Origin of the sequence: Novosphingobium profundi, from assembly GCF_018491765.1 — a bacterium.
Taxonomy (GTDB): Bacteria; Pseudomonadota; Alphaproteobacteria; order Sphingomonadales; family Sphingomonadaceae; genus Novosphingobium; species Novosphingobium profundi.
Genome location: NZ_JABWCU010000003.1, coordinates 150,202 through 172,920 on the forward strand (window position 1 = coordinate 150,202; position 22,719 = coordinate 172,920).

Sequence of the window (22,719 nt, forward strand, 5' to 3'; positions counted from 1 at the left end):
GAGACGCCGATCCCGTCGGGAGAGGAGGGCGGCCGCGCTGGCCGGGGGTGGAGCGACGCCGCCCAGGGGGAATGACGGCGCCGCTCCAGTCCCGCACACCAGCCGTCGGCCGTAGGGGCCTTGGCGAACAGACCTCCGGGGGGAACGGCTGCCGTGTGCGGAAACGAAGGAGAACAAGCTGCTCATGGCATCGGGATTCCGGCGCAGCAGATCACTTTCTCGAAGAGCATGAACTGGGCGTTGTCCTTGCCCGGGGCGTGCTTGGCGGACGACCAGAGCGCGCCGGGGCGGCCGATATTGACGCACCGGCCCCCTTTCACGGGTTCCATGATCTGGAGTTTGTAGCGGCTCTTGGTCCAGATGGGCTGGGGGACAAAGGAACAACCGTCCGCCGAACTGGCCGTGAGCGCGCCAAGCCGCCCCATCATGAAGACGCCGCGTGCGGCCAGCCCGGCCCAGGCCTCGACACTGTCGTCGAAATGGATGTCGCCCGCGATCGGATAGGTCGAACCCCACGACCCCATGCACCAGAAAAGCGGATCGATGACCTTGCCGGCGGCCGCGGCGGCGCTGTCCGCCCTGCAGGCAAGCCCGGCAGCGGGATTGCCGAACAGGATGGCTTCGGGCTGGATGATGGCGCCCAGGGTCCCCGATTGCCACGTTGGCAGGACCTCGGTCATCATCGCGACGTCGAAACCGTCGTTTTCGAGGCAGGGCAGGTCGGTAAACAGGTCGAGCATCGCCCACACCGGCGAAATGTAATAATGCATCTGGGCAAACATCTTGCGGGTGTTGGTGCCATCCGCGATCGACGATTGACTGCCTTGCAGCCTGCCACCGGTCGACAACAGGTCGGTCCCCAGGGCCATCATGCAACCTGGTTCCGTCACGACATCGACCATTCGGTTGGGCGACCAGTAGGAGACCTTGACCCCGAACCAGAACTGGATTCCCTTGCGACACGCGCAGACCGGCTTGGACGCCGATTGCGCGTCGAGGGCCTGGTCGAGCGGGTCATGATTGCCTACGCGGATGCCGCCAATCGTGATGGGGAAGATACAGGTCCAGCGTACCTTGGTAATCGGATTGAACGCGCTTCCTGCCTCGCATTTGGAAGCATGCGCCGGGCTCGGGCAGGCAAGCGTCATCAGCAAGCCAAAGACGATGGCGGTGACGCACATGGGCAGACGTGCGATCATCGCAGCGCTCCCGTCCCGGTTGCGCCGCGCGAGCGGCTCGAGGGGCCATATTCGGTGAGAACGAGCCGCGCGCCCGATTGCTCGACGATGACCGGTGCCACCGTCAGCCCGAGCCGCTGCTTCACGCGCTCCTCGAGAATGAAGATGGGCCGGCCGGTTCGTTCTCCAAGCTCGATGGCATCCCCATTTTGCGTGCCCAGCGCCGACAGCAGGATAAAGTCGCTCGCGCGGGCTTCGCGCAGCGCCCAGCCAAGATCACGCGGGTGCACGACGACAAGCCGCTGAGGCAGCCGCACATAGGTCAGCGGGTTGAACGTGAAGCCCTTGGGGTAGAGCGTCTTGCCATCGGGCAGGGCAATGCCGAAATCGAGCGTGTAGAAGGGCACGACGCTGCGCACCCGATCCGCCCCGGCGACACCGAGAGGGGCGGCCTTGAGCGCGGTCCACGTGGCGCGCGGACCAAAGGCCTTACCCATATCGCGCGGCAGCGTCGCGACCCGGGCCTCGATCTCGGCGAGCGCGTCCGGCTCGGCGACGGGCCAGGTCCGTCCTATCGTGGTCCGTGACGCGATCATCGCGCCGCCTGGTTCCGCGGCCCTGGCCCCCGCAAGATCGCCCGCCGCAAGCAAGGTTGCGATGGCGCCAGAGCGCACATGTCGGGGCAGGTTACATGCCATGGCGTTGCTTCCCGGGGCTCGCGGTCGGCTCAGGCACGCCGATCAGCGCGGTGGTGAACGCGCACAGGGCGAGCGGCGTCAGGATCCCGATCAACACACCTGAATCGCGGTCCAGTTGCGGGGACAGCAGCAGGAGCGTGCTCTGGACCAGCATCAGCAGGAAGCCGCTGACCGTGAGGCGGATCGCCCCAGGCGAGGGCGTCGTGGAGGCCAGGCCGTTCATTTGTGCCTCCACCGGGGAACGCGGCGCATCAGCTTGGCGACGCCAGCCGATGCGCTCAGCAGAAGGAGACCGGTCGCAAGGCAGGATGCGGCAACGAGGAGCGCGGCGCGCAGCACCATCATAACCGGCTGTGTGAGCAGGAGCCCGGCCACGAGCACGAGCAGCCCCATCATCACCGTCTCGATCATCACGAGCCGCAAACGCCACCGGAAGGCTTCCGCCTCGAAGCGCTCGGCAAGGCGTTGCTCGACGATCAGCTCGATGGCCGCGTCGTCGGGCCTGGTGAAGGCCTGCTGGTCGGGGTGGGGCGTGGAGCGCGTCATGTTAGTCATACTCCTTCCGGACCATGGGCGAGCGAGGTACCCAGAATTTCTCGGGGCTCGACCCCGGCCAGGCGGCAGATCGCCTCCAGCGGCGATAGCCCCTGGCGGATCAGTGTTTCGAAGGCGGCCACTTCGTCGGGAGCCGAGGTGTTGATCCAGTAGGAAAAGGGATCGACGACCAGGCGGGCGATGCCGAGCCCAAGGGGAGAATCGATGAACACTTCGCTGTAATCGGGCTTGGAATTGCGGACCGATTTCAGCAGTTCGAGAACGAACCCCGAATAATCGAGGATCTTGCTGTCGACCGCCCGGTCATAGGTCGAGCCCTGAAGCAGGAAGCGGGTTGCCGCGTTTTCCAGAATGACCTGGCCGGTGCCGCCGAACAGCGTCAGGTCGTTCATCGATTGCAACACGATGCCGAACGAACCGCGATACTTGCGCGCGCGCCGGTAGCCCTGGCCAAAGGCTTCCGCGAGGCGGCCCAGATTCTGCCCGTCGGTGCGCGTCATGAATTGCGCGGCCTCGTCGCACAGGACAAAGCGCGGGCGATCGCGCGCCGAAAGATAGAGTTCCTGTGTCACCGCATTCACCACCACCATGACGATGACGTTGAACAGATCGGGCATCGATTTGAGACGTTCGAGTTCTAGGACGACGAATTCGTCGTGACGAATATCCAGCGTCGAAGGGCCGTTGAAGTAGTGGCCATAGGCGCCGTCCGACCCGAAATCCCTCAGATTGAAGGCGAGCTCACGGGCAGTCGGAACGAGATGGTCGACACTGTCGAGCGCGGTTTCGACCAGCGCGGGATAAGTCCCGAGCCATTCGCGCACGGCATCGATGCCATGGTCTGCCCGGCCGGTGTCGATCGTCCACTGGACCGCGGACTTGAGGAGGTTCCATTGCGAGGTCGTGACGCCCTTGCGGGTGGACGCGTTGGCCATCTCGGCGACGATCGCCACCGCCATGGTGATGGCCGACTGCTTGTCGTCGCCGTCGAGCGCGAGTCCCATGTCGAAAGGGTTGAGCACGAGATGCTCTTCCCCGATGTCGATGTAGCGGCCCGAGCACAACGTGCACAGCTTCCGGTAGCTGCCGCCGATGTCGATGATGCGGATGAGCGCGCCCGAGGCGTAGTATTGCTGGCACAGATTGTTGAGCAGGAAGCTCTTGCCCGCGCCGCTTTCGGCGGAAACGACGAAATTGTAGTTGTTGATGCGCGGATCGAACAGGTCGAGCGTGACAAGCTGCCCCTTGCGCCCGGTGTAGAGCAGGGCCGGGCGACCTCCGCCGCGAAAGTCGGTCTGGATCGGCGCCATCAGTACGGCGGCCTTAACCGGCATGCGGAAATCGCGCTCGAGCAGGCGCAGCGTGGTGCGGTCGGGATAGAGCCCGAAAGGTAGGCTCATCACCAGCAAGGTCGGGTTGAGGTAGCTTTCCTCCTGCATCGAAAAGGGCAGAGGCTCGCCTTCCCAGAGGCGTTTGGCCCGCGCGGCCAGATCGCGGGCATGGGCACGGTCGCGGCCGAACACCCAGACGGTCGGGATCACCCGGACGAATTTGCTGTTGCCCGCTTCGTCGAGAATCCAGCCGATTTCCTCGATCTGCTTGCCGACCTCGACCGCAAAGCTGCCGGCGGCCTTTTGCGCCGAGAGAATCTGCGCGCGCTTGTGTATCTCGAATTGCGAATGATCGAAGAGGACATTGAGCGTGTAGAGGAAAGGTCCGCCGATCTGGTCGCTGTCCTCGGACGCACCGCGCATCCCGCCCATGAGCCGATTGGCACGTTCGGCCGTGATCCGCCGCGCCGGCGCCTTGGGCGTCAGGCAGCGCGCCACCTGATTGCCGAGGAAGACCTCCGCGCCCTCGAAGACGAGATCGGGACCCGCATCGATGATCTGCTTGGCGATCGCCGGCGCGCCAAGGCGCGTTCCCTCGGCAAAGACACCCGGCGCACTTTGTGTGACGCCGTTGAAAATGCGCCGGTAGAAGGCGACCAGTTCTTGCGGTGGCAGGCGTCGGATGCCCAGCTTGGACAATTGCTCCTCGACCTGTCGGCGCAAATCCTCGCCCAGCGGGCGCCGCGTCTTGATCGAGAGCAGCGTGCGGAAATTGCGAACAGGGATGCCGTGGAGGGCCTCGAGGCCAAAGCGGCCTTGCGCGAGATAGGCCCTGGTCTGACGGGCCGAGGCCTGGATCAGCGGATCGTCGCGCGTCTTCAGGTCGAGGAAGGCATCCAGCGCGTCGTCGATCAGCGGGTCCGCGAAGGTGTGGATCTGAAGAACCGTCCCATCCGGAAAATGAATGTTGAACAAGCCCTGCAAGGCGCCCTGGACGTGCGCGAACATATAGGCCGCAGGGACCAGTTCCCAGGCATGGCCCCACGTGTCGTCGAGGCACAGGAAGGCCTCGCTGTCCTCATCCCAGGCGACCAAGGGCAGATAGTCCGAAAAACTGTCGCGGCGCACCGTGCGGCGCAGGCGGGCATAGCTGAGCGCGCTCATGGCTGCGGCTCGGAGGCAGGCGAGGGCGTCAGAGCAAGCGAAGAACCCGGCTGCGCTGCGGGCAAGACGCTTCCGTCGGGGGAGAGGGGCTCGCGGACCTGGCCCAGGATCGGAGCGCGCGACGCCCGATCGGGGGAGGCCACCAGCGCGCCGCCAACGACCCACACCGGCCTGTCGATCACCGAATAGACATAGCGCGGCATGTAGAGCCGGTCGGGCCGCTGGCGGCCGGCATAAGGCAGGATCAGCGTCCGCACGGTTCGTGCCGGCTTCAGCATCGGCGTGACGGGCGCCTCGATCAAGCCCTTGAGCTCGCGATAGACGCTCTCCCTGTAGCTGCCATAGGCGCTGGCAGCGGCTTTGGCCCGCGTGCTGGATGGGCCTGTGGACGCACTGGACCTGCCCAACATGGCGCGGTCGTTGGTGACCTCGGGGTCGGGCTTCGACGCCACGCCGGCCACGGCGTCCGCATAGGCCCGCTCGGGATGGATGCACTGGCCGTGGTCGCTGTTCTTGCAGTCGAATTTTTCCGAATAGGGCGACAGGACGGATCCGACCGCCGCACAACCGGCAAGACTTGCCAACAGGCTGAGGGCGAGGACGGAGCGGTTCAACGCGAGATGCGTGGGTATCGGCATGGCAAGGCCTCCTTGCAGAATGAGCGGGCGCATCAGAATTTGCTCCCCACCGACGGCTTGATCTCGAGGGCAAGCCCCTCCTGGATGACGACCACGACATCCTTGGCGGCACCGACTTCGACCACCGGTCCGGCCTGGCGGGCGAGATCGAGGTAGAAGTCGGTCAGCTTGTCCGAGGACTTGGACAGGCCGCCCGCGACACCCGATTTGATGGCATCGCCGGCATCGAGACTGCGCACACTGCCAAGCGCCGAGGTCGACACGCTGCCGAACGCCCCTTCCACGCTCTGCGAGATGCCCGCCAGCGTGCCGGCGATGAACGAGCGGGCGAGCGTTGCTCCGGCGCGTGTCACCACCTTGCCCGAAAGGCCCTTCTTCCCGTCGGCGTCGACGAAGAAGCCCTTGATTGCCTGATCGACCACCGCATGGCTTTCGAAGTCGACACAGGAGATCGAGACGAGCTGGATCTCGACCCGTTCTTTCGCGAGGCTCCCGGTCGCATTGCCGATGACGAAGCAGCCCGCGAGGTTCGCCTTGACTTCGTTGGGCAGGACCGCCGGGGCCTGAACCCGCGCAATGATCGGTTCGGGGTTGCTGGTCGCATCCCGGCTCGCCAGAGCGTCAACGCCGGTCAGCAGCCGTGCCTTCATGAAACCAGGCGGTAAATAGATCGTCCGCTTGTCTTTTTTTGACGAGGACGAGCTGCCGGCACCTCCTTCCAGGCTGTGGCTGGGGCTTGCCGCCCCGATCGCTCCGACCCGCCGCTCCGTGGGCGGTGCCGGCGGCGCCGCAGGAGCGGACGGGGGAGCCGGAATGGCGTCGATCGCCGCACGGGCCTCGGGCGGGGCCGGAGGATAGGCTGGAATCTCGTCGGGAATGGCCGGGGGCAGATCGTCGCCATCGGGCATGCCGGTCTCGCCTGCGCCGGGCACCAGCTTGCCCTCTTCGATGGCGCTGACCCGCTCGCCAAGCAGCGCCTGTCCATCGATGATCTTTTGCAAGTCGCCGCGCAGTTTCAACTCCAGGCTGTCCCCACGCAGCCCGGCCCCCATGTCGAGGTTGGACGTCTGCGGGCCCTTGGCCGGCTCCTTCCGGCCGCTGGTACTTGCCGTGTAAAGGCCAAGGCCCAGCACCGCGATCATCGCGACGACGCCCAACTGCCTTGCGCGCAATCTCTGCTGCGACGTCAGCTTCGACCATTGCGCGGGAAGGTCCAGCAGCGCAGGCCTTGGCAACGCGCCGTTCAGGCTCTCGTCGCGATCGCCGTGCGGCGCCGGGCCCGTGGACGTTCCGGTGGTGTCCTCTGGCACGCTCATGGCTGAACGCTCCGGGACACGACGATCAGGCGCGCGGTTTCCCCCGGCGCCAGGGCCAGGCGATCGAGCGTGACGGCAAAGATGTCGGGGCCGAGCGCGGTATCGAGGAAATCGCGCTCATCGAGCGTGATGGCGGCGCTGGCCGCGATGAAGTACTCGCGGACCGAGAGACCCGCGCCCTCGACGTCGAGCCGTCGGTGTTCGGTCAGCGATGCGCCCGCCAGGCCGGGCAGTACGAGGCGATCGCGCGATGGGGCCACGTCGGAAAAGGACGCCGGGACGCGGTCCTGAAGGATAGCCAGCGCGATCCCCACCGCCCGTTCCTCCTCGACCAGAGGCCCCAGAAGCGCCTCGTTCGCCCGGGCGCGCTGCGCGCGGCCCGGGACAAGTGTCACGGTCTGGGCCGGAATGTCGGCCGGCTCGGCGTAGAGCGGATAGATCGCTCCATTGCACGCGACGAAGAATTCCGAGGGCGTCGTTACGTAAGTCCGGGTCCTGGCCCCCATGTCGTCGGTTTCGAGCACGAGGAACTTGATCCAGGCGTCCGCGCCGCCGCGTTCGACGGCAAGCCCCTTTTCGGCGGAGAACTTGACGTCGTCGATGTCCCCGCCAACGCACACCACATGGTTTATGTCGCGGTTGGACAAGCGGATGCGGCTCGTCTGGTCGGGCACGGCCGCAATGGTCTGCGCACCGGCAGGGAGCGCGAGGGTGAGCGAGGCGCCAAGCGCCCCGGCGAAACAGGTGCGCCGTGTGCGGTTACCGGACGTCGGCATTGAAATTCTCCTCCTGGAGCGCGGTCAGCCAGAAGCGGCCGTTCTCGAGTGCGTAGCGAATGCGCAGATTGCCCCGGAACTTGCGGGTCACCCCGCCGATGACGCGCACCTTTTCGATCGGCACCAGAATCTCGCTGCCCGTCCAGGTCACGGGTTGATCCCCGCGGATATAGGTCGCGATCGAGAGTGTCGGGTTGTTGCCAAGCTCGTCGAGCAGGTGGTTCAGGCTGTCGCGCAGAGCGTTGTAGGCGCTGGGATGCGCGATCCGCAGCAGTTCCTGGAACTGCCGGTCGGCCGAGTAGGACGAGTACGTGCCGACGAGCGCGACGATGTTGAAGGTGATGGCCCGCAAATAGCCCTGTGAGGGCATGTTGCCGGTGACGTAGAGATCCCCGTCCGCGCCGAAGGGGACGATCACCGTTCGCGTGTTCTGGTTCGAGGTGTAAAGGACCGCACCCAGGACCGCGGTGATGCCGAACAGCCCGGCGACCGCGACCTTGAGCAGCCGGTTTTCCTCGAAGAGGTTCGCCGATCCCTGCAGATAGCGGTGCAGGTGCCAGCTCGGCCGGGTATCGCCGATCATGTCGGCCTGACGCTTTCGCCGAAAGGGGTGAGCCATGACATCTACTCGAAAAAGCGGGTCTGGGTCGGACCCGGATAATGGCGCAAGCGGACAAGGCCCCAGCGCCAGGCCAGGTGGGGAATGAACCCGCGTGGCTTGGTCCGCTTCCAGGGAATGAAGAGAAGAAGGGCGCCAATGAGCAGCCAGCCGATGATCCCGCCGACAATGACCGCGACGAAGATCACGCTCATCACGACGATGAATTCCTGACTGTCGAACCAGAGAATCTGGACCGGTCGGTGCAGGAACTGTGGCAAGCGTTCATCCACGCCCTTCTTCCTTGCTTCACCACGCTGACCGGCGTGGGTTGCGGAAGGCGACCATCGCCATCCGTTCAATGGGCCGCTCGCCGGCGAGCCGGAGGTGCGGCCAGGCGCTCAGATCACCATCCCAAAGGTCTGGAGAATCGAGTCCGCCTTGATGAGGCAGACCGCCGCCACGATCGTGGGAATGCCGATCATGATGTTCGAGAAGAGCCGTGAAACGCCGAAGAGGAACGCCGCGACACCGCCCACGAAGCCAAGTGGTCCCTTGACCCCCTGGTTTACGACGATGTCGTAGATGTCGTAGCCGAGGTCGCCGGCCGCCGGCGCCTGGAAGGCGTAGGCGACACTCGTGCTGGCGACCACGGCGAGAAGGAAAAGCACCGCCGCGTCGATCGTGCGGAGCGTCCTTTCCCGAAGCAAAATCAACATATGCAATCTCCTTGTCTTGCTGGGAGCCTTCCCGAACATGCCCGCCGACGCCGACAATCCATCGTGTCCGGCCTGCAAGAGTGCTGGATGGCTCCAGGAGGAGCACTCCGCCGGCATTCCGCTCCTCGCCCGGCGCCGTTCGGGCGCGCGCAGCCAGGGTTCACCCCATCGGTGCGTCAGCCCTCAGGGGACCGCCTCGGGCCTCCTGGCTTGCGCGGCGAGAAAGGCTTCGAGTTCGGCCTGCCGGAAGCCCGAGACGAGCTTGCCGTCGATGAAGAGCGTGGGCGTTCCGGAGATCCCCATCTTGCGCACGGTCTCGGCATCGCGCGCAACCTTGGCCGCGCCGGCCGGGCAGGTCTTGAGCGTGGCTGGCGCGGCGCCTGCGTAAATCGCCTTGAATTCCGCCTCGGGATCTGGCGAGCACAGGATGTGCTCGGCCTTCGCGGCAGCCTGAGGATGGATACCACTGACGAAGTAGATCAGCCGCTGGACCGGTTTGTCCTCGGCGCTCTTGCTCACCCAGAAGCGCTCCAGCGCCTGGCAATAGGGGCAGTCGGGATCGGTGAATTCGATCACTCTGGGCGCGCCCGGCGGCCCGATCACCAGGGCATCGGCCGGATCGATCGCGCCAAGGCGTTTGCGCGCGCTCGCATCCTGGGCAAGTGCGGTCAGGTTGACCCCGTTCTTGTCGTAGATGGCCGCAAAGAGGAGGTGCTGGCTCTCGGGCGCGAAATAGATGATGCGCCCCCCCGCGACGGCCTGATAGATCGGCCCGCGGACAGGGGCCGGACCAAAGTCGTCGAAGGACAGGTTCGTGAACGTCTGGCGCAACTGGCGCTGCGCTTCGACCGCGGCGCTGGACAACGGCGCGGGGGCCTCGTCCTGCGCGCGAACCGGCGTGGCCGCGCAAAGCAGCGTGGCGATGAGCAGCTTGCCCGAGATCCGTTTAACGGTGCGCGTCATGATCGGTCTCCGAAGTGCGGGCGGTCTTCGGATCGCCGCGGTTGGTTGCCACGAAAAGCCGGCTGTCGAGAACGATCGAACGCCCCAGCCTGACCGGGCGCGCTGGCGCGGGGAGGGCAGGCGGCAGGGAGGCCGGGGGCTTCGTGCGGATCACGAAACCCTCGTCCGCTTGAACGACGCCAAGCGCGGCGACGCGCGCTCCGTGCTCGATCGGCGCGGCGTGCGCGATGGCCTGGGTTTGGACCGCTGGCGCGGTACTCGCGAGAAGCAAAGCCCAGGCCAATGCGGGGCGGGAGAAAGGGGAAGGCATGGCGCGCGTCTCCTCGTTGCGCCTCGCGGCGCTCGGGCTCGGGGGTGACTCGAAATGAAGCGACGAGAGGAGGGGCGAGGTTGCTTGTTCGCTATCGTCCGCTACGCCTCTAGACATGAAGGCGCGCGCGCAGCGCTGCAACAGGCAGGGCACTGAAGTGCCGCAGCGGCGAAACAAAGCCGATGTAAGCGCTTCGATGTCGAACGGTCGCGGTGAGTAGCGCGGCGACCATTCGTGGCAGAATCGGCACTGGACTTCCCGGATGGGACCAAAACTGTCCCTGGTGATGGAGGGGAGGCGTCTTGTCTTGTGTTGGTCTTGTGGAATATTGGCAGGAGAGAGGTTATGTCTCGCGCACGGCGCAGCTTTAAACTTCGGCTGTCCTCAGCCGGTGTGGACGTGCTGATCGATTCCCATTGCCATCTGATCCGCGTGACACGCACGCTGATCGCCTGGGGGACGACGCTGCATGTCGCCGTCGAGCATCTCAGCACTGTCCCCACGCGCGAGATCGTCGCCCGGTTGAAAGCGCAATCGCTCGAACGGCTCGGCGGTGCAGAAGAACATCACGTCGGGGCCTCCCATCGCCTGCGCGAGATTGCGACGGATATAGCCGAGCGGGTACAACATGACGCTCCCGGTGCCCGTCCGCCCCATCTGGGGGCAATCTATCTGCTGGCGCTGCAACAGGTCACCGAGGCGGACAAGACGGCTCTCCTGCTCGCCTTCGATCGCGTATTGCAAGCCGGAGCACGCGCCCCGGCGCGACGCGAATGATGACCCAATGCCTTGTGCTTGGCTCCTCGCGTTCGGGTCCAGTGGTTCGATTCTGACATTTGGTACCCTGTCGGACGGGGCGCGTTCAAATGCCGCAATCCGGAAATCCACCAGCCCGCGCGGTGCTTGAGCGGCTCACGAAGCCGATGTATCCGCATCCCTGCATCCTGGTGTCGCTCGCATCGTCAGGCGATGGCGACAAGTTGTCCGAGGTTGTCTTTGACAGTGGTGGTAAGTACACCTTAGAAATCGTACGACGAAATTGCCTTGGCGGGCAGTATCTCCCGTAAGGAGACACCGGCATGTCGCACGAACTGGCGACTTCCGCTGCCGAAAGTCCGATCCTGTATGTGAAAGTGCAGTCAGGACGGCGAATTGAAGAGGCACGGAAGAAACAACGTCTGACGCAGCAGGACCTGGCACGCGCGCTTGGCATGGGCGTGCGCTGGCTGCGCGAGATCGAAGGGGGCAACCCCCGCTCACGGCTCGACGATCACCTTCGGTGCGCTTACCGGCTTGGATTGTCGACCGGACACATCCTCATCCCATTGATGTTCGCAGGCCAGCGCATGTGCTTCCCACGCCAGCTTGCTACAGGGGATCTCAGCGATCTCGAGCGTATGTGCATCGAGCTCGTCGCGCAGCGCAACCTCGATCGGCTGACGCGGGCGCTGACCCCGGCGTGGCCCGAGCGCGCGGTTACGCTTGGCGATGGCCTGTGAGAGCCGCACCTTCCCCGCCGCTTCAGGAATTGATCTATCGCGCGCTGAAGGCCGATTACGCCGCCGGAGCCTTTTCGCCCGGGCGGCGCCTTGATGTGCAGGAACTTGCAGATCGCCATCGCTCGAGCAAGACCCCCGTGCGCGAGGCCCTGTGCCGGTTGATGGGCGAGGGCCTCATCGAGCCGCATCCCGAAGGCGGCATGCAACTGGTTCGCTACAGCGCACACAGGCTGGTCCAGCTCTATGCCTGGAACATGAGCCTTCTGCTGGGGCTGGTGCGCGAAATCAGGCTGTCGGCCCTGAGGCGGGCTGTCGAGGAAAGCGCCGAGCGGATACCGCAGGTCACGCCTGTGGGGATTTCGCAGGCCGTAGGGGCAGCGTTCCTGTCGCTGGCCGCGGCAAGCGGCAACCCGTTCGCCCTGCAGACGATCGGCAATTTGAACGACCGGTTGCACTATGTTCGAATCGAGGAGGTCCACGATCTTGCCGAGGCAGCAAAAGAGGTCGCGATCCTGACCAATCTGTCGGTCAGGGACCTTCCCAAAAACATGCGACGCAGACTTGAATCCTATCACATGCGGCGAATTGACCGTCACCGGGGGGATGTGTCGGACCGCGCCTTCTAATGGGCGCCCAACAGGCTTCCTGAAATCAGATAGTTGCCTGAGTCGTTCACGCGACCTGGCTGAAGCCGGCGGATTTCCGGCCATCGTGTCGGGGTATATCCTCAGGGATCACCTCCCGATCGGTCTATCCTCCTTTCGTCGCCAATTTCGCGCGGCACTGTGAAGAGGAGTGAGACATGCAACCCAAGAAGGACACGCACGAGGCCAAGCGCCTCGACCTGGGCAAGGTCACGCAGCTGACCAAGGGCGGCGCCCTGTCCGTCAACGACAACCAGAACGGACTTCGTCCGATCTTCGCCGGTCTTACGGCCGACTGAGCGGAAAACTTCGGAACGTCCGTCAGGTCACCGACCGCGGACGTTCCACCTTGCACGGACAAAGGTGGGCGATGGAACTGCACATCAAGCCGACGCTGCACTTCTGCTTCGTCGAGGGACGAACGATCTTCCTCGACGAGGAAACGAACCGCTATTTCTGCATTCCCCTCGACCTTGATCGACCCTTCCAGCGTATCGCCGAGGCGCGCGAAAGGACAGCTGACGGCATTCCTGACGACGCGGTCCGTGCACTTGTCGGGCTGGACATACTCGAACCCAGGCTGCCAGGAGCACGGACCATCGCGGACCGGTGCCCTCTCGTCCACCCGAACGCCGACCTCGGCACACCGCCACCCCAGTCCATTTGCGTGCCGACGACGGCGGCAGCCCTCCTTCAGCGGCTGCGCGCGGATTGGATCGTGGCCCGCTGCGCAATTGCCGACATTCGTCGGCTGATCGAACAGGAGCGAGGCCGTTTTGCGCCTCGAAAGGCGGCCCGCACTCACGCATCCGACTTGAAGATAGCAAGGGCCATGGACGTCAGCGATTACGTTCTTGGCCGAAAGGACCGGTGCCTGCCGCGCTCGATCGCCATCATCCGGTGCTGTCTGCGCACGGGGCACGAAGCCGCGCTGGTCATCGGTGTGCGCATCAACCCGTTTGCGGCGCATTGCTGGGCGCAGCGCGGCTCGACCGTTCTGGGGGATTCGCTCGAGATCGCCCGCATCTATACGCCGATATGCGCATTCTAGGGGCGCCGCGGTTCCTCGTCGCGTGGGGGGTACCCGACCGGACAGGGCTCGAAACAGCGGCCGCGCGTTTCGGCCTCGCACCCGCGTTCGAGGGGAGCGATGTTCAGATCCTTGCCAGCCCCGGGTACGCGCTGCCTCTCGGCGACGCGTGCGGTGTGATCCTTGGGACCCTCTTTGAACGAAACGGACCTCCCCGAGCCGTGTCCGAAGTGGCGGTGAACCCATTCGGCGCGGCTTTCGACGCGGTCGCATCGGCATTGCTGAAAAAGCACTGGGGGGCCTATTGCGGCGTCGTGAGAGATGGCCGCTCGTGGCGCTTCGTGCGCGACCCATCCGGCGGGCTTCCAGCCTATCTGGCCAGGGGCCCCGGCTCTTGCATGATAGGCTCCGATCCCGAACTCATCGCCGCGACAGGGTATTGGCGCCCGGCGATCGCGTGGGCCAACCTGGCATGCCACCTCTACACGCGGGGATTGCCCACACCGGCAACGTCGCTGGAGGGGCTCGTCGAGATTTTGCCGGGGCACACATGCGATATCTGTGATGCTTCGGTGCCGATCGAGGCTCTCTGGTCGCCCTGGGACCATGTCGCGTCGGACGCTGTCGCCGACCGGCAGGAACAGGCCGAGGCACTTCGCCGCACGGTCCAGAATGCGGTGTCGGCCTGGTCGTCGCGTTATTCCTCGATCCTGATCGGTGTCTCCGGCGGGCTGGATTCGTCCATCGTCGCGGCGAGCCTCACGCGCGGTGACGTCCGGGTCACCGGGGTGACGCTGATCACCGAGGATCCCGACGGAGACGAGCGCCCGTTTACGCGGCAACTCGCGCAAGGGCTGGGACTCGAAATCCATGAAATCCCCTATGACCTGGCCGATATCGACCTCGGCCTCTCGTGCGTCGCCCATCTGGCCCGCCCGATCGGGCGCAGCCACGCTCTCGCCTATGATCGCCCCATGCATCGCCTGGCCCGAGCAAGCGGTGTCGAGGCCTTCTTCAGTGGCAACGGCGGCGACAACGTCTTTTACTATACGCAGTCGGCAAACCCCGTCGCGGACCGACTCCTGGCCGATGGCGCGGGCGTGGGCGCACTGCACACCTTGCGCGACGTCTCCCGGCTGACGGGGTGCACGCCGCTCCAGGCCGCCGCGGCAACGATTGCATCGTTGAGGACGCGGCGAGGCGGCTATCAATGGCGGACCGATCCCACATTCCTGCACGCCAGAACATGCGCGGATCTCGTCCATTTGCCGGCAGAACATCCCTGGTTGCGCGAGGGGCGCGCTCGGGCGCCGGGAAAGGCAGCGCACATCGCGGCCTTGCTAAGGATTCAATCGGGCCTGGAAGGCTACGACCGGAGCCTTCCTCCGATGATAAATCCCTTGATGAGCCAGCCGGTCATCGAACGCTGCCTTGCCGTCCCGTCCTGGATGTGGGTCGAGGCAGGACGGGACAGAGCGCTGGCGCGCCGCGCCTTTGCCCCCCTGCTGCCCGACGCAATACACCAGCGTCGCTCCAAGGGCGGGCCCGACGGCTTTGCTAACCAGGTCATTCATCGCCATAGAGCCGAGATTATCGAGCGCCTGACCTGTGGCCACCTGGCGCGCGAAAAGATCATAGACAGCCAAGCCATCGTCACGCTCCTGTCCGATGAACGGCCGACGTTGGGCGCGGATCAGGCCCGCTTGCTGTCGCTGCTGGATACCGAAGCGTGGGTATCTCACTGGAGCCCGTAACACCCGTGCACGCGCTCGTTCGCCGCCGGGACGACAGCAATCCACTTTCGCAGCCACGCCCTTTGACGGCGCGCGGCGTCGAGGCGCAGCGCAGGCTCGAGAATTTGATGACCGGTTCTCGGGTAGATATCAAGCTCGACCGGAACCGCGCTTCGCGCATGCGCGGTGCGGAAAAACTTCAGGCAATCGTTCGGGCCCAGACTGTTCGCGCCGCATTCGAGCAGGACCGGAGCCTGAAGCGTGTCAATCGAGCCAAGGGGCGACTGGGCCAGGAGCCGCTGCCTGTCCCGGATATCGTACGGATTTCCAAACCCCATGTTGGCATTTGCAACGTGCTGATTGGGACCGCCATATTCGAGCAAGGCCCGGGTGTAGAAATCGACAACCCCTTCCATCGCAATCGCCGCCTGGAACGCACGCGTGTTGCCCGCCGCGTAGGCGGTCAGGATGCCTCCGTAGCTGAAGCCGACGAGGGCCGACCGCGACTTTGGAATGCCCAAAGCCTTGGACACGTAGTCGACCCCCGCGAGGACATCGTCCAGGGGCGCGTCGACGTAATCCTTTCGTTCGCGCAGGGCCGCCTCGAACGCGCGCCCATATCCACCGCGTCCCCTGGTGTTGGGGATCAGGATGGAAAATCCGTCGAGAAGCGGTCCGTAGGGAAGGAACGGGGCGTCATCGTTATAGCTGTCGGGCGTGACCATGGCCGGACCGCCCGGGAGCGAAACGAGCAGCGCACGATCCTCCTTCGGCGCGTTGGCCTGAATAAGCACCCCGTGGATGTCAAAGTCACCGTGCCGGCTTTTCCAGGTCACCGCCTTGGCGTGCCACGGCAGGCGCAGGCCCGCACCCTGACCGGTCAGCGCGACCGGCGCCCAGACACGCGGGTCCGTGGCAACCACCTCGCCAGGCGTATCAAAACTCTGGCGGGTCATGAAAAGCCGGCCGCCTGGCGCAATCCTGATTCCACCAAAACATGTCAGGTCCTCGCGCCCCAGAAGCGAGGCGGTTCCATCATCTGCCGCGACCGTGAAAACAGGGCATTCCATTTGGCGCATCGCGACAAAAGCCAGATGATCGGCGTCGGTCCAGGTGGGCAGGTAGGGCGAGCCGGTCGTATCGTCCGGTTTGGCCATGACGCGCCGAGCACGCCCGGACCGGTCGGATACCACAAGCTGCAATCCGCTGCTGATCAGGTCCGGCCCACCGGCGGAAAGGAAAGCCAGCCTTCGTCCATCCGGCGACCATTGCGGGTCATAGTCGCTCTGCGCTTGACCTCCTAGCGCCTCGACAGCACCGGACTTGATGTCCCAGATCACGATGCCGGATCGCGACGAGGAGGTTCTTGCGCCGGAGTGCTGCGCGCTGAAGGCGATCGTGCGACCATCGGGTGACCAGGAGTATGCGGTGTTGATCCCCGTCACGTCGTAGGCCGCGGGTGTCTCGGCAAGAGTTTCACCATTCGCGGCATCAAGGATCGCAAGGCTCTGGTGCGAGCGGCCATCGCGCGAACCGTCCCAATCGACAGGGACCTTGTAGCCGCTGCGACGAGGTCCAGGCATGGCGCGCCGCAACAGCAACACCGCCAGGAGTCGTCCATCGGGCGACCAGCGCACATCGGTCATCGTGGCCTTGTCCTTGTTCAGCGTCCGCGCGGTTCCCCTGGAAGCTTCGAAGATCGTCACGCCCGCAGGCGTGATCCCGCCCAGGACCGCTATTTGCGTGCCATCGGGGCTGAAGGAAGGATTATCCACCCGCAAGGGGGCCCCGTCGTGCTTGCTCTGAAGCGTGCCGACGAGCCGCCTGGAACCGCCCTGCGCGAGGTCGATCGTCCAGAGACGGTCGGTGACGGCATTTTCGTGCACGTCGGCCGAGCGTTCGACGAAGACCAGCGATGTGCCGTCCGCAGAAATGTCGAACTGGGGGCGCTCCATCCACGAGCCGGGAACACGCGGGCGCTCGATGGCGCGGGTGGCAAGCCTGTCGAAGCAGGCGTGCGCATCCGACGCCAAGGCTTGTGCGCCATGCGACAGCAGGCACGCCAATGCCAGGAAGCGGGGCGTCCCCAGCACGGTCTTCACCAGACCTTCGTACGCAACGTGACCGAGATTTGCCGCCCGGTCGCCGGGTAGTTGGACGAATCGTAAGGCGGCAAGGACAGGTCCGAGTTGCGAATTTGCGCCGGCTTCTCATTCAGAAGGTTGACGATCGTGAACAGGACCTCTGTCCGGGGGAACGTTCGGCTCTTGTCTCCTGACGTGTATTTCAGGGTTGCATCAAGCGAGGTAAACGATCCCACGCCCACTTCAGGAAGCGTTCGCGCGTCCCGGTTCCCCCCGATGTAGTTGGCAAACACGGTCGCCTCGAACGTGGCGCGCGAATACGTGATGCCGCCATTCATGCGCCAATGCGGCGGATTGAAAATGGTCCCGGCCAAAGCACTGAAAGGCAGTCCCTCGGCCACCTGGCGCCGGCTCGTAAGGTAACTGGTGTTTGCGGTCAGCTCAATCGATTGCGCGCGGCCAAGCATAAACTTGTACCGGGCTGAAAAGTCGACGCCTCGCGCGGTCTGTCGCGCCACATTGCGATCGGTGGCGTCGATAATGGCCGCGATGTTCGCCGTATCGAGGTCTGCGCCGCTGTAGTTCGACAGCCCTTGCGGCAGCCGGGCAATCTCCGCTTCGACGACCGCGGCCGAAGGCGCCCGTTGCACCAGGTCCGCGTAGAGCGGATTGTCGAGCGCGGCGCTTGTGCCCACGATCGGGACCGCAACCCGATCCTTGTAGGCCACGTCGAAGTAGCTTGCCTGCAGATGCAAGCCGGGCGCCGCGCGCGGCGTCAGCGAGAGCGTGGCCGTCCATGTCTCGGCCCGTTCCGCACGCAGCGGCGTGCCGCCGCCCGCCAGAAGCAGGACCGGCAAACCGCCCGGATTGGCCGAAAACATGGCTCCTGGAAGCAGGACGCCCTGGCGTATCTGGTTCTGCTGGTAAAGGGTTGGCGCTTTGAACGAGCGCCCCCAGCTGCCCATTACGGCGATATCCGGCGAAAGCGCATAGCGCAGGCCGAGCTTGGGCGTCGCAACCGAGCCAACGGCCTCATAGTGTTCGAAGCGTCCCGCCGCCGTAAGGTCAAGGCGATACAGGAACGGGCGACTGTTTTCAGCTCCGAAAACGGGAACCGCAAGTTCGCCATAGGCAAACTGGACGCCGCGCCGGGTCTCGAATTGCTCGGTGACAAGTCGCGCCGATCCTGGAGGCGTGTTCGACACTTCGACGCCGAGCCCCAGCGAGCGGATGCCGCCGCCCGCCGCAAGCTTGACGTTCCCACCGGGCAGGCGGGTGAGTACGCCCTCGAGCCCGACTTCGGCGGCGCGCAGATCGTTGTCGTAGATCAACCGGCCGGGCGCTTCGATCGAAGCCGAATAGCGCCTCGAATGAAGATCGGCCTTGCTGCCGGCAACCGTGCCGGACACATCGAGCGACCAGTCGGGGGCCAGCGCCACGGTCAGGGACGGGGAGAGGGAATAGCTGCGCACCACCGGGTTGGAGCGCAGGCCGTTCTCGGTGACCGCCTGGGTGTTCAGGAACGGGTTGTCGTATCGGGAATTGCGATGGCTGAAGGTGCCGTCCAATCTGAATTCGATCCTGTCCGCCACGCCCTGGTGCCCGGCAACGACGACACTTGTCTGGCGAATGCCGGGCACCAGGGTGGCGCCCGGGTCCATGGTAGAGGCGTAGCGGCGTTGGCCGGCATTTATGCGATCCGAAGAGCTGTAGTCGGCAGCCACCATGACGCCGCCATCCATCCAGGTCGTTCCCGTTATGCCGGAAATCTGTACCTGTCGGCCCCCGCCACCGGTCGTGGAGCCAATGCGTGCCGTAAATTCCCCTCCATCGAATTCCGGGCGCAGGATAATGTTCGCGACACCCCCCACCGCGTCAGACCCGTAGAGCGCGGAGGCGCCATCGGCGACGATCTCGACCCGATCAACCGCGACCAGGGGAATGGCCGAAATATCCACGCCCTGCGCCAGGGCATCGTAGGCGAGACGGTGACCATTGAGCAGGGTCAGCGTGGCGTCCGGACCAAGGCCGCGAAGATTGAGCGTGGACGAGGAGCTTACGTTGTTGTTGTTGCCTTGCGCACCGCCGCCCGCGACGCTCGGGTTCTGGCCTCCGCTGAAATTCTGCGGAACGCGCTTGATGTAGCCGCCAAGATCCGAGGCGCCCTGTCTTTCGATGTCGTCGCGGCTGCTGACCGTGGTCGGCGACGTCGCCGGGGCCCCTTTGATGCGCGATCCGGTTACGACGATGCTGTCGCGATCCGCCGGACGTCCCGTCAGAATGTCCGGCGTCTCCGATCGCCCCCGAATGATGATCACCGCCTTTCGGAACTGCGCGACGAGGCCCGTGCCCTTCAACAACGCCCGAACCGCTTCATCCGCGGTGTAGGTCCCATGTAGCGGCGGGGCACTGCGGCCTTGGACGGCCTCGGAGGTGAAGATGATCTCCTTGCCCGATTGCCGGCTCACCGCCTTGAGCGCTTCGCCCAGGTCTCCCGCTTCGATCCGATAGACCTCGCGGGGCAGGTCCTGCCCGCAGGCGGGCGCGACCGACACCACCATGCCGATCACGGCTCCAGCCAGAAGTGCGCAGCGAAACCGATATCGAGACTGCATTTGGATCACGATTGCCCCCTTGAGATATCCCCCACGATTTCACGGGGATTTTCAAGGAGCATCGCAGCTCAAGTGCAATCTACGGGGCCACAGCGAAAAAAAAGTGATCTAATGCTTGCGAAGCGTGATTTCGCCGGTGCTCGTCCGGTCGATGGCGAGGTCGAACAAGGTTGCGAGGCGGTCGGCGACTTGTTCGGGATCGTCCACCCGGAACCGGCCGCTGACGCGCAGCGCACCAATGGCCGGATCGGCAATCCGTATCGCGGTCTTGGAACCGCGATTGGCCTCGGCGATGATCGCCGACAAAGGCGTTCGCTCGAATTCCCGGATGAGGGGTTTTCCCGATCCGGGGCCGGTCTCGCCTAGCGGTTCGACGCCCAGGGGGATCGCCCGCCCGCCTGATGGCAGCGCTGCAAAGCTGAAAACCTCGCCCGGTTCGAGCCGCGCGACGGCGGCCATGGCCTGGCCGCGGGCGCTCACGTCGGGCCGTTCGACATCGACCACTCCGCGCAGCAGGTGCACCGTGACCCGTTCGTCACCGCCCAGGACGACGTCGAACACGGTGCCGCGCGCAGTGACGCTGCCACCACCGGCATGGACGGTGAAGGGGCGGGCTTCGTGCGCAACCTCGAACCGTGCGCGCCCTTTAAGGAGCTCCAAATCCCGCTTCGCAGCACCGAAATGGACGGCAAGCTCGCTGCCCCCCTCAAGCTCGACCGAGGACCCGTCGCGCAGACGAACGCTCCGTCGCACGCCTTCAGGGGCGATATACCGGGTCTGTTCGCCAGGCTCGCGGCTTTGCGTGCGGGCGATCTGTTGCGCTTCGCTCGCACCGGGATGCCCCCGGGTATTCGCAAACCACGCCCCCCCGACACCCAGCATCAAGACGAGCCCCGCCGCGATCGCGCTCCATCGCCAACGGCGAAGCGGCGGCTCGTTGTCGTTCGCCAGGCCCTTTTCGCCGCCCCTCTCCGAAGCGAGGAAACGTCCCAGCGCGAAAATTTCACCAGCACGTTCGTAGGCGTCGCGGTGTGAGGCGCCGAGCGTGAGCCAATGTTCGAATTGGGCGCGATGGTCTTCCGCTTCCGGGCCCCGCATGCGGGCGAACCACAGCGAAGCCTCGCGCATCAATTGATCCATTCGGGGCAGGCCTTCGGGCAATTCCTTCTCAGCCATTGGCTTTCCTAATGCTCTTGCCGATGCGCACGATGGCTTCCGCCACATGCCATTCCACAGTTCGGATACTGATGTTCAGCTGGTCTGCGATTTGTCTGTACCCGAGTTCGTCAGCACGATGTAACAGGTATACCTCTTTGGTTCGGGGCGGAAGTCCATCGACAGCGAGGCGATATTGCTCCCGCATGTCGTTGAGCTCCGCTGCGGCATCGGGGCCAGCCACGTCCTGGGTCGTCGCACTCGCCAGCGGGTCGATCGATTGGGTCTTGACCCAGGCCCGCACACGGTCGGCCAGGAGATGGCGGACAATGCCGTGAAGATAAGCCCCCGGATTGGTCCAGGCGAAGCTCGAGCGCGATGCCGCAAGCCTTGTAAAGGCCTCCTGCACCAGATCTTCGCGATCGTCTTCAAGCCATATTCGCCGGCGGAGAAAGGATCGCAGCTTTGGGGCTTCGCGGCGATACAAGGCTTCAAGCTTAACGGTGTCGCACACGGCGGGCGCCTTCGTGGCGCCGCCTTCGCTTTCTTGCGCCCGATACACCGGATCAGCCCGACAACGCGTGAACGGCGGGCGCGCAGACCCCGGGACGAACGTGAAGGGAACACAGCATGACAGGACCACCCAAGGGCGGCGGGCAATAGAGTCCAATGCCTGCGCTCAACCGTCGTGGATGAGCCCGTTATCATGCCTGGAAGGATTATCCTGCAGCCGGATACCAGCCAAATTCCTAACTGCGCTGCTAGTCTGCATGTAAATGCGCGGCGTGGCAACCCGGGCGCGAATTTTCGGCCCGCTAGGTGGTCGCGTGAACACCCTGACATATCTACCGCTGCGTCTTTGCCGCAACGTCCGCTGCCAGTTCGACCAGGTGATCGAAGAAGTGATCCAGCAATTTTTCCGTTTCCCCCCTCAATTCAACGATGATCCGGCGGCCATCGTCCGGGTCGCGGCGCAAGTCCACAAAGCCCCGCTCGGCGAGACGGTGAACGATCCGCTGCGTGTTGCGCTCCGATCCGCTCGACACCCCGGTAAGCGAGGTGAGCGAGCGGGGCTGAACGCTTTTCGTGGTATAGAGGTCGAGGAGAATCTCGAAGGCAGGGATCGTAAAGAGCTCCTTGCCGAACTCGTCGGCGCGCAGGCGCTGGACCTGTTCGGTAAATCCGATCATCCTGCGCCGATTGACAGCGCTTGTCAGGCGCCGACCCTCGATCATCGCACGCCCTCCACTGCAGGCACCGCAGGCAGGGGCCGGAGGCGGGGAAGCAAACGGAGGCGTGTGGACATGGGCAGCTCCTTTCATCGGACGCAGTAAACCCGATGTGGGGCATGGCATCTTGTAAGATCATGCGTCTAAATGTTCGTCTCCCGATCATCGCATCTGCCCCATCGCGCGATGAGGCGGCGTTCACACCCGACGCCATCCGTGACACACCGCGTTGTGGTCCTTGTCCGAAATCGGACGCGTTGCGAGCTCTGCGTGTCCATCCGGAGTGCGTGCAACAGCCGGCGGCGCTTCCGACGGTCAGACCCGCGAAGCACGCCGCCGGACCGGAGAGGAGGGGGGGCGCTTCGATGATCCCTGGATCGCCCCGTTTAACCCCGACGCAGATCCTGCCCGTTCCCTTGCGCATCGCGTCTCCTTGAGAGCGGCGCTCGACACCGGAGGCGCCGCGTCAATTCCGGAAGGACCC

24 protein-coding genes are annotated in these 22,719 nt (G+C 64.8%); 6 read left to right on the plus strand and 18 right to left on the minus strand.

Features of this window, described 5'->3' with window-relative positions:
• Nucleotides 1–182 precede the first annotated feature (182 nt).
• From HT136_RS03260 to HT136_RS03320, 13 genes are all read right to left on the minus strand, one after another.
• Entirely contained in the window at nucleotides 183–1,199 is a 1,017-nt protein-coding gene (locus tag HT136_RS03260; RefSeq protein ID WP_214197776.1) for a TraU family protein, read from the minus strand.
• On the minus strand, nucleotides 1,196–1,876 hold the full coding sequence (locus tag HT136_RS03265) for a conjugal transfer protein TraW (RefSeq protein WP_214197778.1): 681 nt from the start codon (nucleotides 1,874–1,876) through the stop codon (nucleotides 1,196–1,198). Before HT136_RS03265 ends, HT136_RS03260 begins: the two co-directional genes overlap by 4 nt.
• On the minus strand, nucleotides 1,866–2,099 hold the full coding sequence (locus tag HT136_RS03270; protein WP_214197780.1) for a hypothetical protein: 234 nt from the start codon (nucleotides 2,097–2,099) through the stop codon (nucleotides 1,866–1,868). Before HT136_RS03270 ends, HT136_RS03265 begins: the two co-directional genes overlap by 11 nt.
• The gene (locus HT136_RS03275; RefSeq protein ID WP_214197781.1) at nucleotides 2,096–2,422 is read right to left on the minus strand and encodes a hypothetical protein; all 327 of its coding nucleotides are present in this window, start codon (nucleotides 2,420–2,422) and stop codon (nucleotides 2,096–2,098) included. Before HT136_RS03275 ends, HT136_RS03270 begins: the two co-directional genes overlap by 4 nt.
• A 5-nt stretch (nucleotides 2,423–2,427) precedes the next feature.
• Nucleotides 2,428–4,926 carry a TraC family protein gene (locus HT136_RS03280; protein ID WP_214197783.1) on the minus strand — a complete coding sequence of 833 codons (2,499 nt, stop codon included), beginning with the start codon at nucleotides 4,924–4,926 and terminating at the stop codon, nucleotides 2,428–2,430.
• Nucleotides 4,923–5,564 (minus strand): TraV family lipoprotein, encoded by a 642-nt coding sequence (locus tag HT136_RS03285; RefSeq protein WP_214197785.1) that lies wholly within the window; start codon nucleotides 5,562–5,564, stop codon nucleotides 4,923–4,925. The genes HT136_RS03280 and HT136_RS03285 overlap by 4 nt, the downstream gene beginning before the upstream one ends.
• Before the next feature lie 32 nt (nucleotides 5,565–5,596).
• Nucleotides 5,597–6,880: a TraB/VirB10 family protein gene (locus HT136_RS03290; protein WP_214197787.1), complete on the minus strand. Its 1,284-nt coding sequence runs from the start codon at nucleotides 6,878–6,880 to the stop codon at nucleotides 5,597–5,599.
• Entirely contained in the window at nucleotides 6,877–7,656 is a 780-nt protein-coding gene (locus HT136_RS03295) for a type-F conjugative transfer system secretin TraK (RefSeq protein WP_214197789.1), read from the minus strand. Before HT136_RS03295 ends, HT136_RS03290 begins: the two co-directional genes overlap by 4 nt.
• The gene (locus tag HT136_RS03300) at nucleotides 7,640–8,239 is read right to left on the minus strand and encodes a TraE/TraK family type IV conjugative transfer system protein (protein WP_214197791.1); all 600 of its coding nucleotides are present in this window, start codon (nucleotides 8,237–8,239) and stop codon (nucleotides 7,640–7,642) included. The genes HT136_RS03295 and HT136_RS03300 overlap by 17 nt, the downstream gene beginning before the upstream one ends.
• 41 nt (nucleotides 8,240–8,280) lie before the next feature.
• Nucleotides 8,281–8,547, minus strand: a complete 267-nt coding sequence (locus HT136_RS03305) for a type IV conjugative transfer system protein TraL (protein WP_214197793.1) — start codon at nucleotides 8,545–8,547, stop codon at nucleotides 8,281–8,283.
• Between the two features lie 108 nt (nucleotides 8,548–8,655).
• The gene (locus HT136_RS03310) at nucleotides 8,656–8,973 is read right to left on the minus strand and encodes a hypothetical protein (RefSeq protein WP_214197795.1); all 318 of its coding nucleotides are present in this window, start codon (nucleotides 8,971–8,973) and stop codon (nucleotides 8,656–8,658) included.
• Nucleotides 8,974–9,156: 183 nt separating this feature from the next.
• Complete coding sequence (locus tag HT136_RS03315) at nucleotides 9,157–9,936, minus strand: DsbC family protein (RefSeq protein WP_214197797.1); 780 nt, start codon at nucleotides 9,934–9,936, stop codon at nucleotides 9,157–9,159.
• Nucleotides 9,920–10,246: a hypothetical protein gene (locus tag HT136_RS03320; protein WP_214197799.1), complete on the minus strand. Its 327-nt coding sequence runs from the start codon at nucleotides 10,244–10,246 to the stop codon at nucleotides 9,920–9,922. Before HT136_RS03320 ends, HT136_RS03315 begins: the two co-directional genes overlap by 17 nt.
• A 345-nt stretch (nucleotides 10,247–10,591) precedes the next feature.
• On the opposite strand from HT136_RS03320, the gene HT136_RS03325 reads away from it, so the two are divergent.
• The 6 genes from HT136_RS03325 (at nucleotide 10,592) to HT136_RS03350 (ending at nucleotide 15,173) form a co-directional block, all read left to right on the plus strand.
• Nucleotides 10,592–11,023: a hypothetical protein gene (locus tag HT136_RS03325; RefSeq protein WP_214197801.1), complete on the plus strand. Its 432-nt coding sequence runs from the start codon at nucleotides 10,592–10,594 to the stop codon at nucleotides 11,021–11,023.
• A 302-nt stretch (nucleotides 11,024–11,325) separates the two neighbouring features.
• Nucleotides 11,326–11,745: a helix-turn-helix domain-containing protein gene (locus tag HT136_RS03330; protein ID WP_214197803.1), complete on the plus strand. Its 420-nt coding sequence runs from the start codon at nucleotides 11,326–11,328 to the stop codon at nucleotides 11,743–11,745.
• A gap of 29 nt (nucleotides 11,746–11,774) precedes the next feature.
• On the plus strand, nucleotides 11,775–12,371 hold the full coding sequence (locus HT136_RS03335; protein WP_214197805.1) for a GntR family transcriptional regulator: 597 nt from the start codon (nucleotides 11,775–11,777) through the stop codon (nucleotides 12,369–12,371).
• 176 nt (nucleotides 12,372–12,547) lie between these two features.
• Entirely contained in the window at nucleotides 12,548–12,688 is a 141-nt protein-coding gene (locus HT136_RS03340; RefSeq protein WP_214197807.1) for a hypothetical protein, read from the plus strand.
• A gap of 71 nt (nucleotides 12,689–12,759) precedes the next feature.
• Nucleotides 12,760–13,440, plus strand: a complete 681-nt coding sequence (locus HT136_RS03345) for a lasso peptide biosynthesis B2 protein (protein WP_214197816.1) — start codon at nucleotides 12,760–12,762, stop codon at nucleotides 13,438–13,440.
• Between the two features lie 200 nt (nucleotides 13,441–13,640).
• Complete coding sequence (locus HT136_RS03350) at nucleotides 13,641–15,173, plus strand: asparagine synthase-related protein (protein ID WP_214197817.1); 1,533 nt, start codon at nucleotides 13,641–13,643, stop codon at nucleotides 15,171–15,173.
• On the opposite strand, the gene HT136_RS26570 is transcribed toward HT136_RS03350, so the two are convergent.
• The 5 genes from HT136_RS26570 to HT136_RS03375 form a co-directional block, all read right to left on the minus strand.
• Complete coding sequence (locus HT136_RS26570; RefSeq protein WP_214197819.1) at nucleotides 15,158–17,254, minus strand: S9 family peptidase; 2,097 nt, start codon at nucleotides 17,252–17,254, stop codon at nucleotides 15,158–15,160. The two genes, HT136_RS03350 and HT136_RS26570, sit on opposite strands and share 16 nt — an antisense overlap.
• The gene (locus tag HT136_RS03360) at nucleotides 17,251–19,704 is read right to left on the minus strand and encodes a TonB-dependent receptor domain-containing protein (RefSeq protein WP_214197821.1); all 2,454 of its coding nucleotides are present in this window, start codon (nucleotides 19,702–19,704) and stop codon (nucleotides 17,251–17,253) included. Before HT136_RS03360 ends, HT136_RS26570 begins: the two co-directional genes overlap by 4 nt.
• Nucleotides 19,705–19,959: 255 nt before the next feature.
• Nucleotides 19,960–20,979 carry a FecR family protein gene (locus tag HT136_RS03365; RefSeq protein WP_246543310.1) on the minus strand — a complete coding sequence of 340 codons (1,020 nt, stop codon included), beginning with the start codon at nucleotides 20,977–20,979 and terminating at the stop codon, nucleotides 19,960–19,962.
• Between the two features lie 40 nt (nucleotides 20,980–21,019).
• Nucleotides 21,020–21,520 (minus strand): RNA polymerase sigma factor, encoded by a 501-nt coding sequence (locus HT136_RS03370; RefSeq protein ID WP_343222093.1) that lies wholly within the window; start codon nucleotides 21,518–21,520, stop codon nucleotides 21,020–21,022.
• Nucleotides 21,521–21,851: 331 nt separating this feature from the next.
• Complete coding sequence (locus HT136_RS03375; RefSeq protein WP_214197827.1) at nucleotides 21,852–22,241, minus strand: MarR family transcriptional regulator; 390 nt, start codon at nucleotides 22,239–22,241, stop codon at nucleotides 21,852–21,854.
• Between the last annotated feature and the right edge of the window lie 478 nt (nucleotides 22,242–22,719).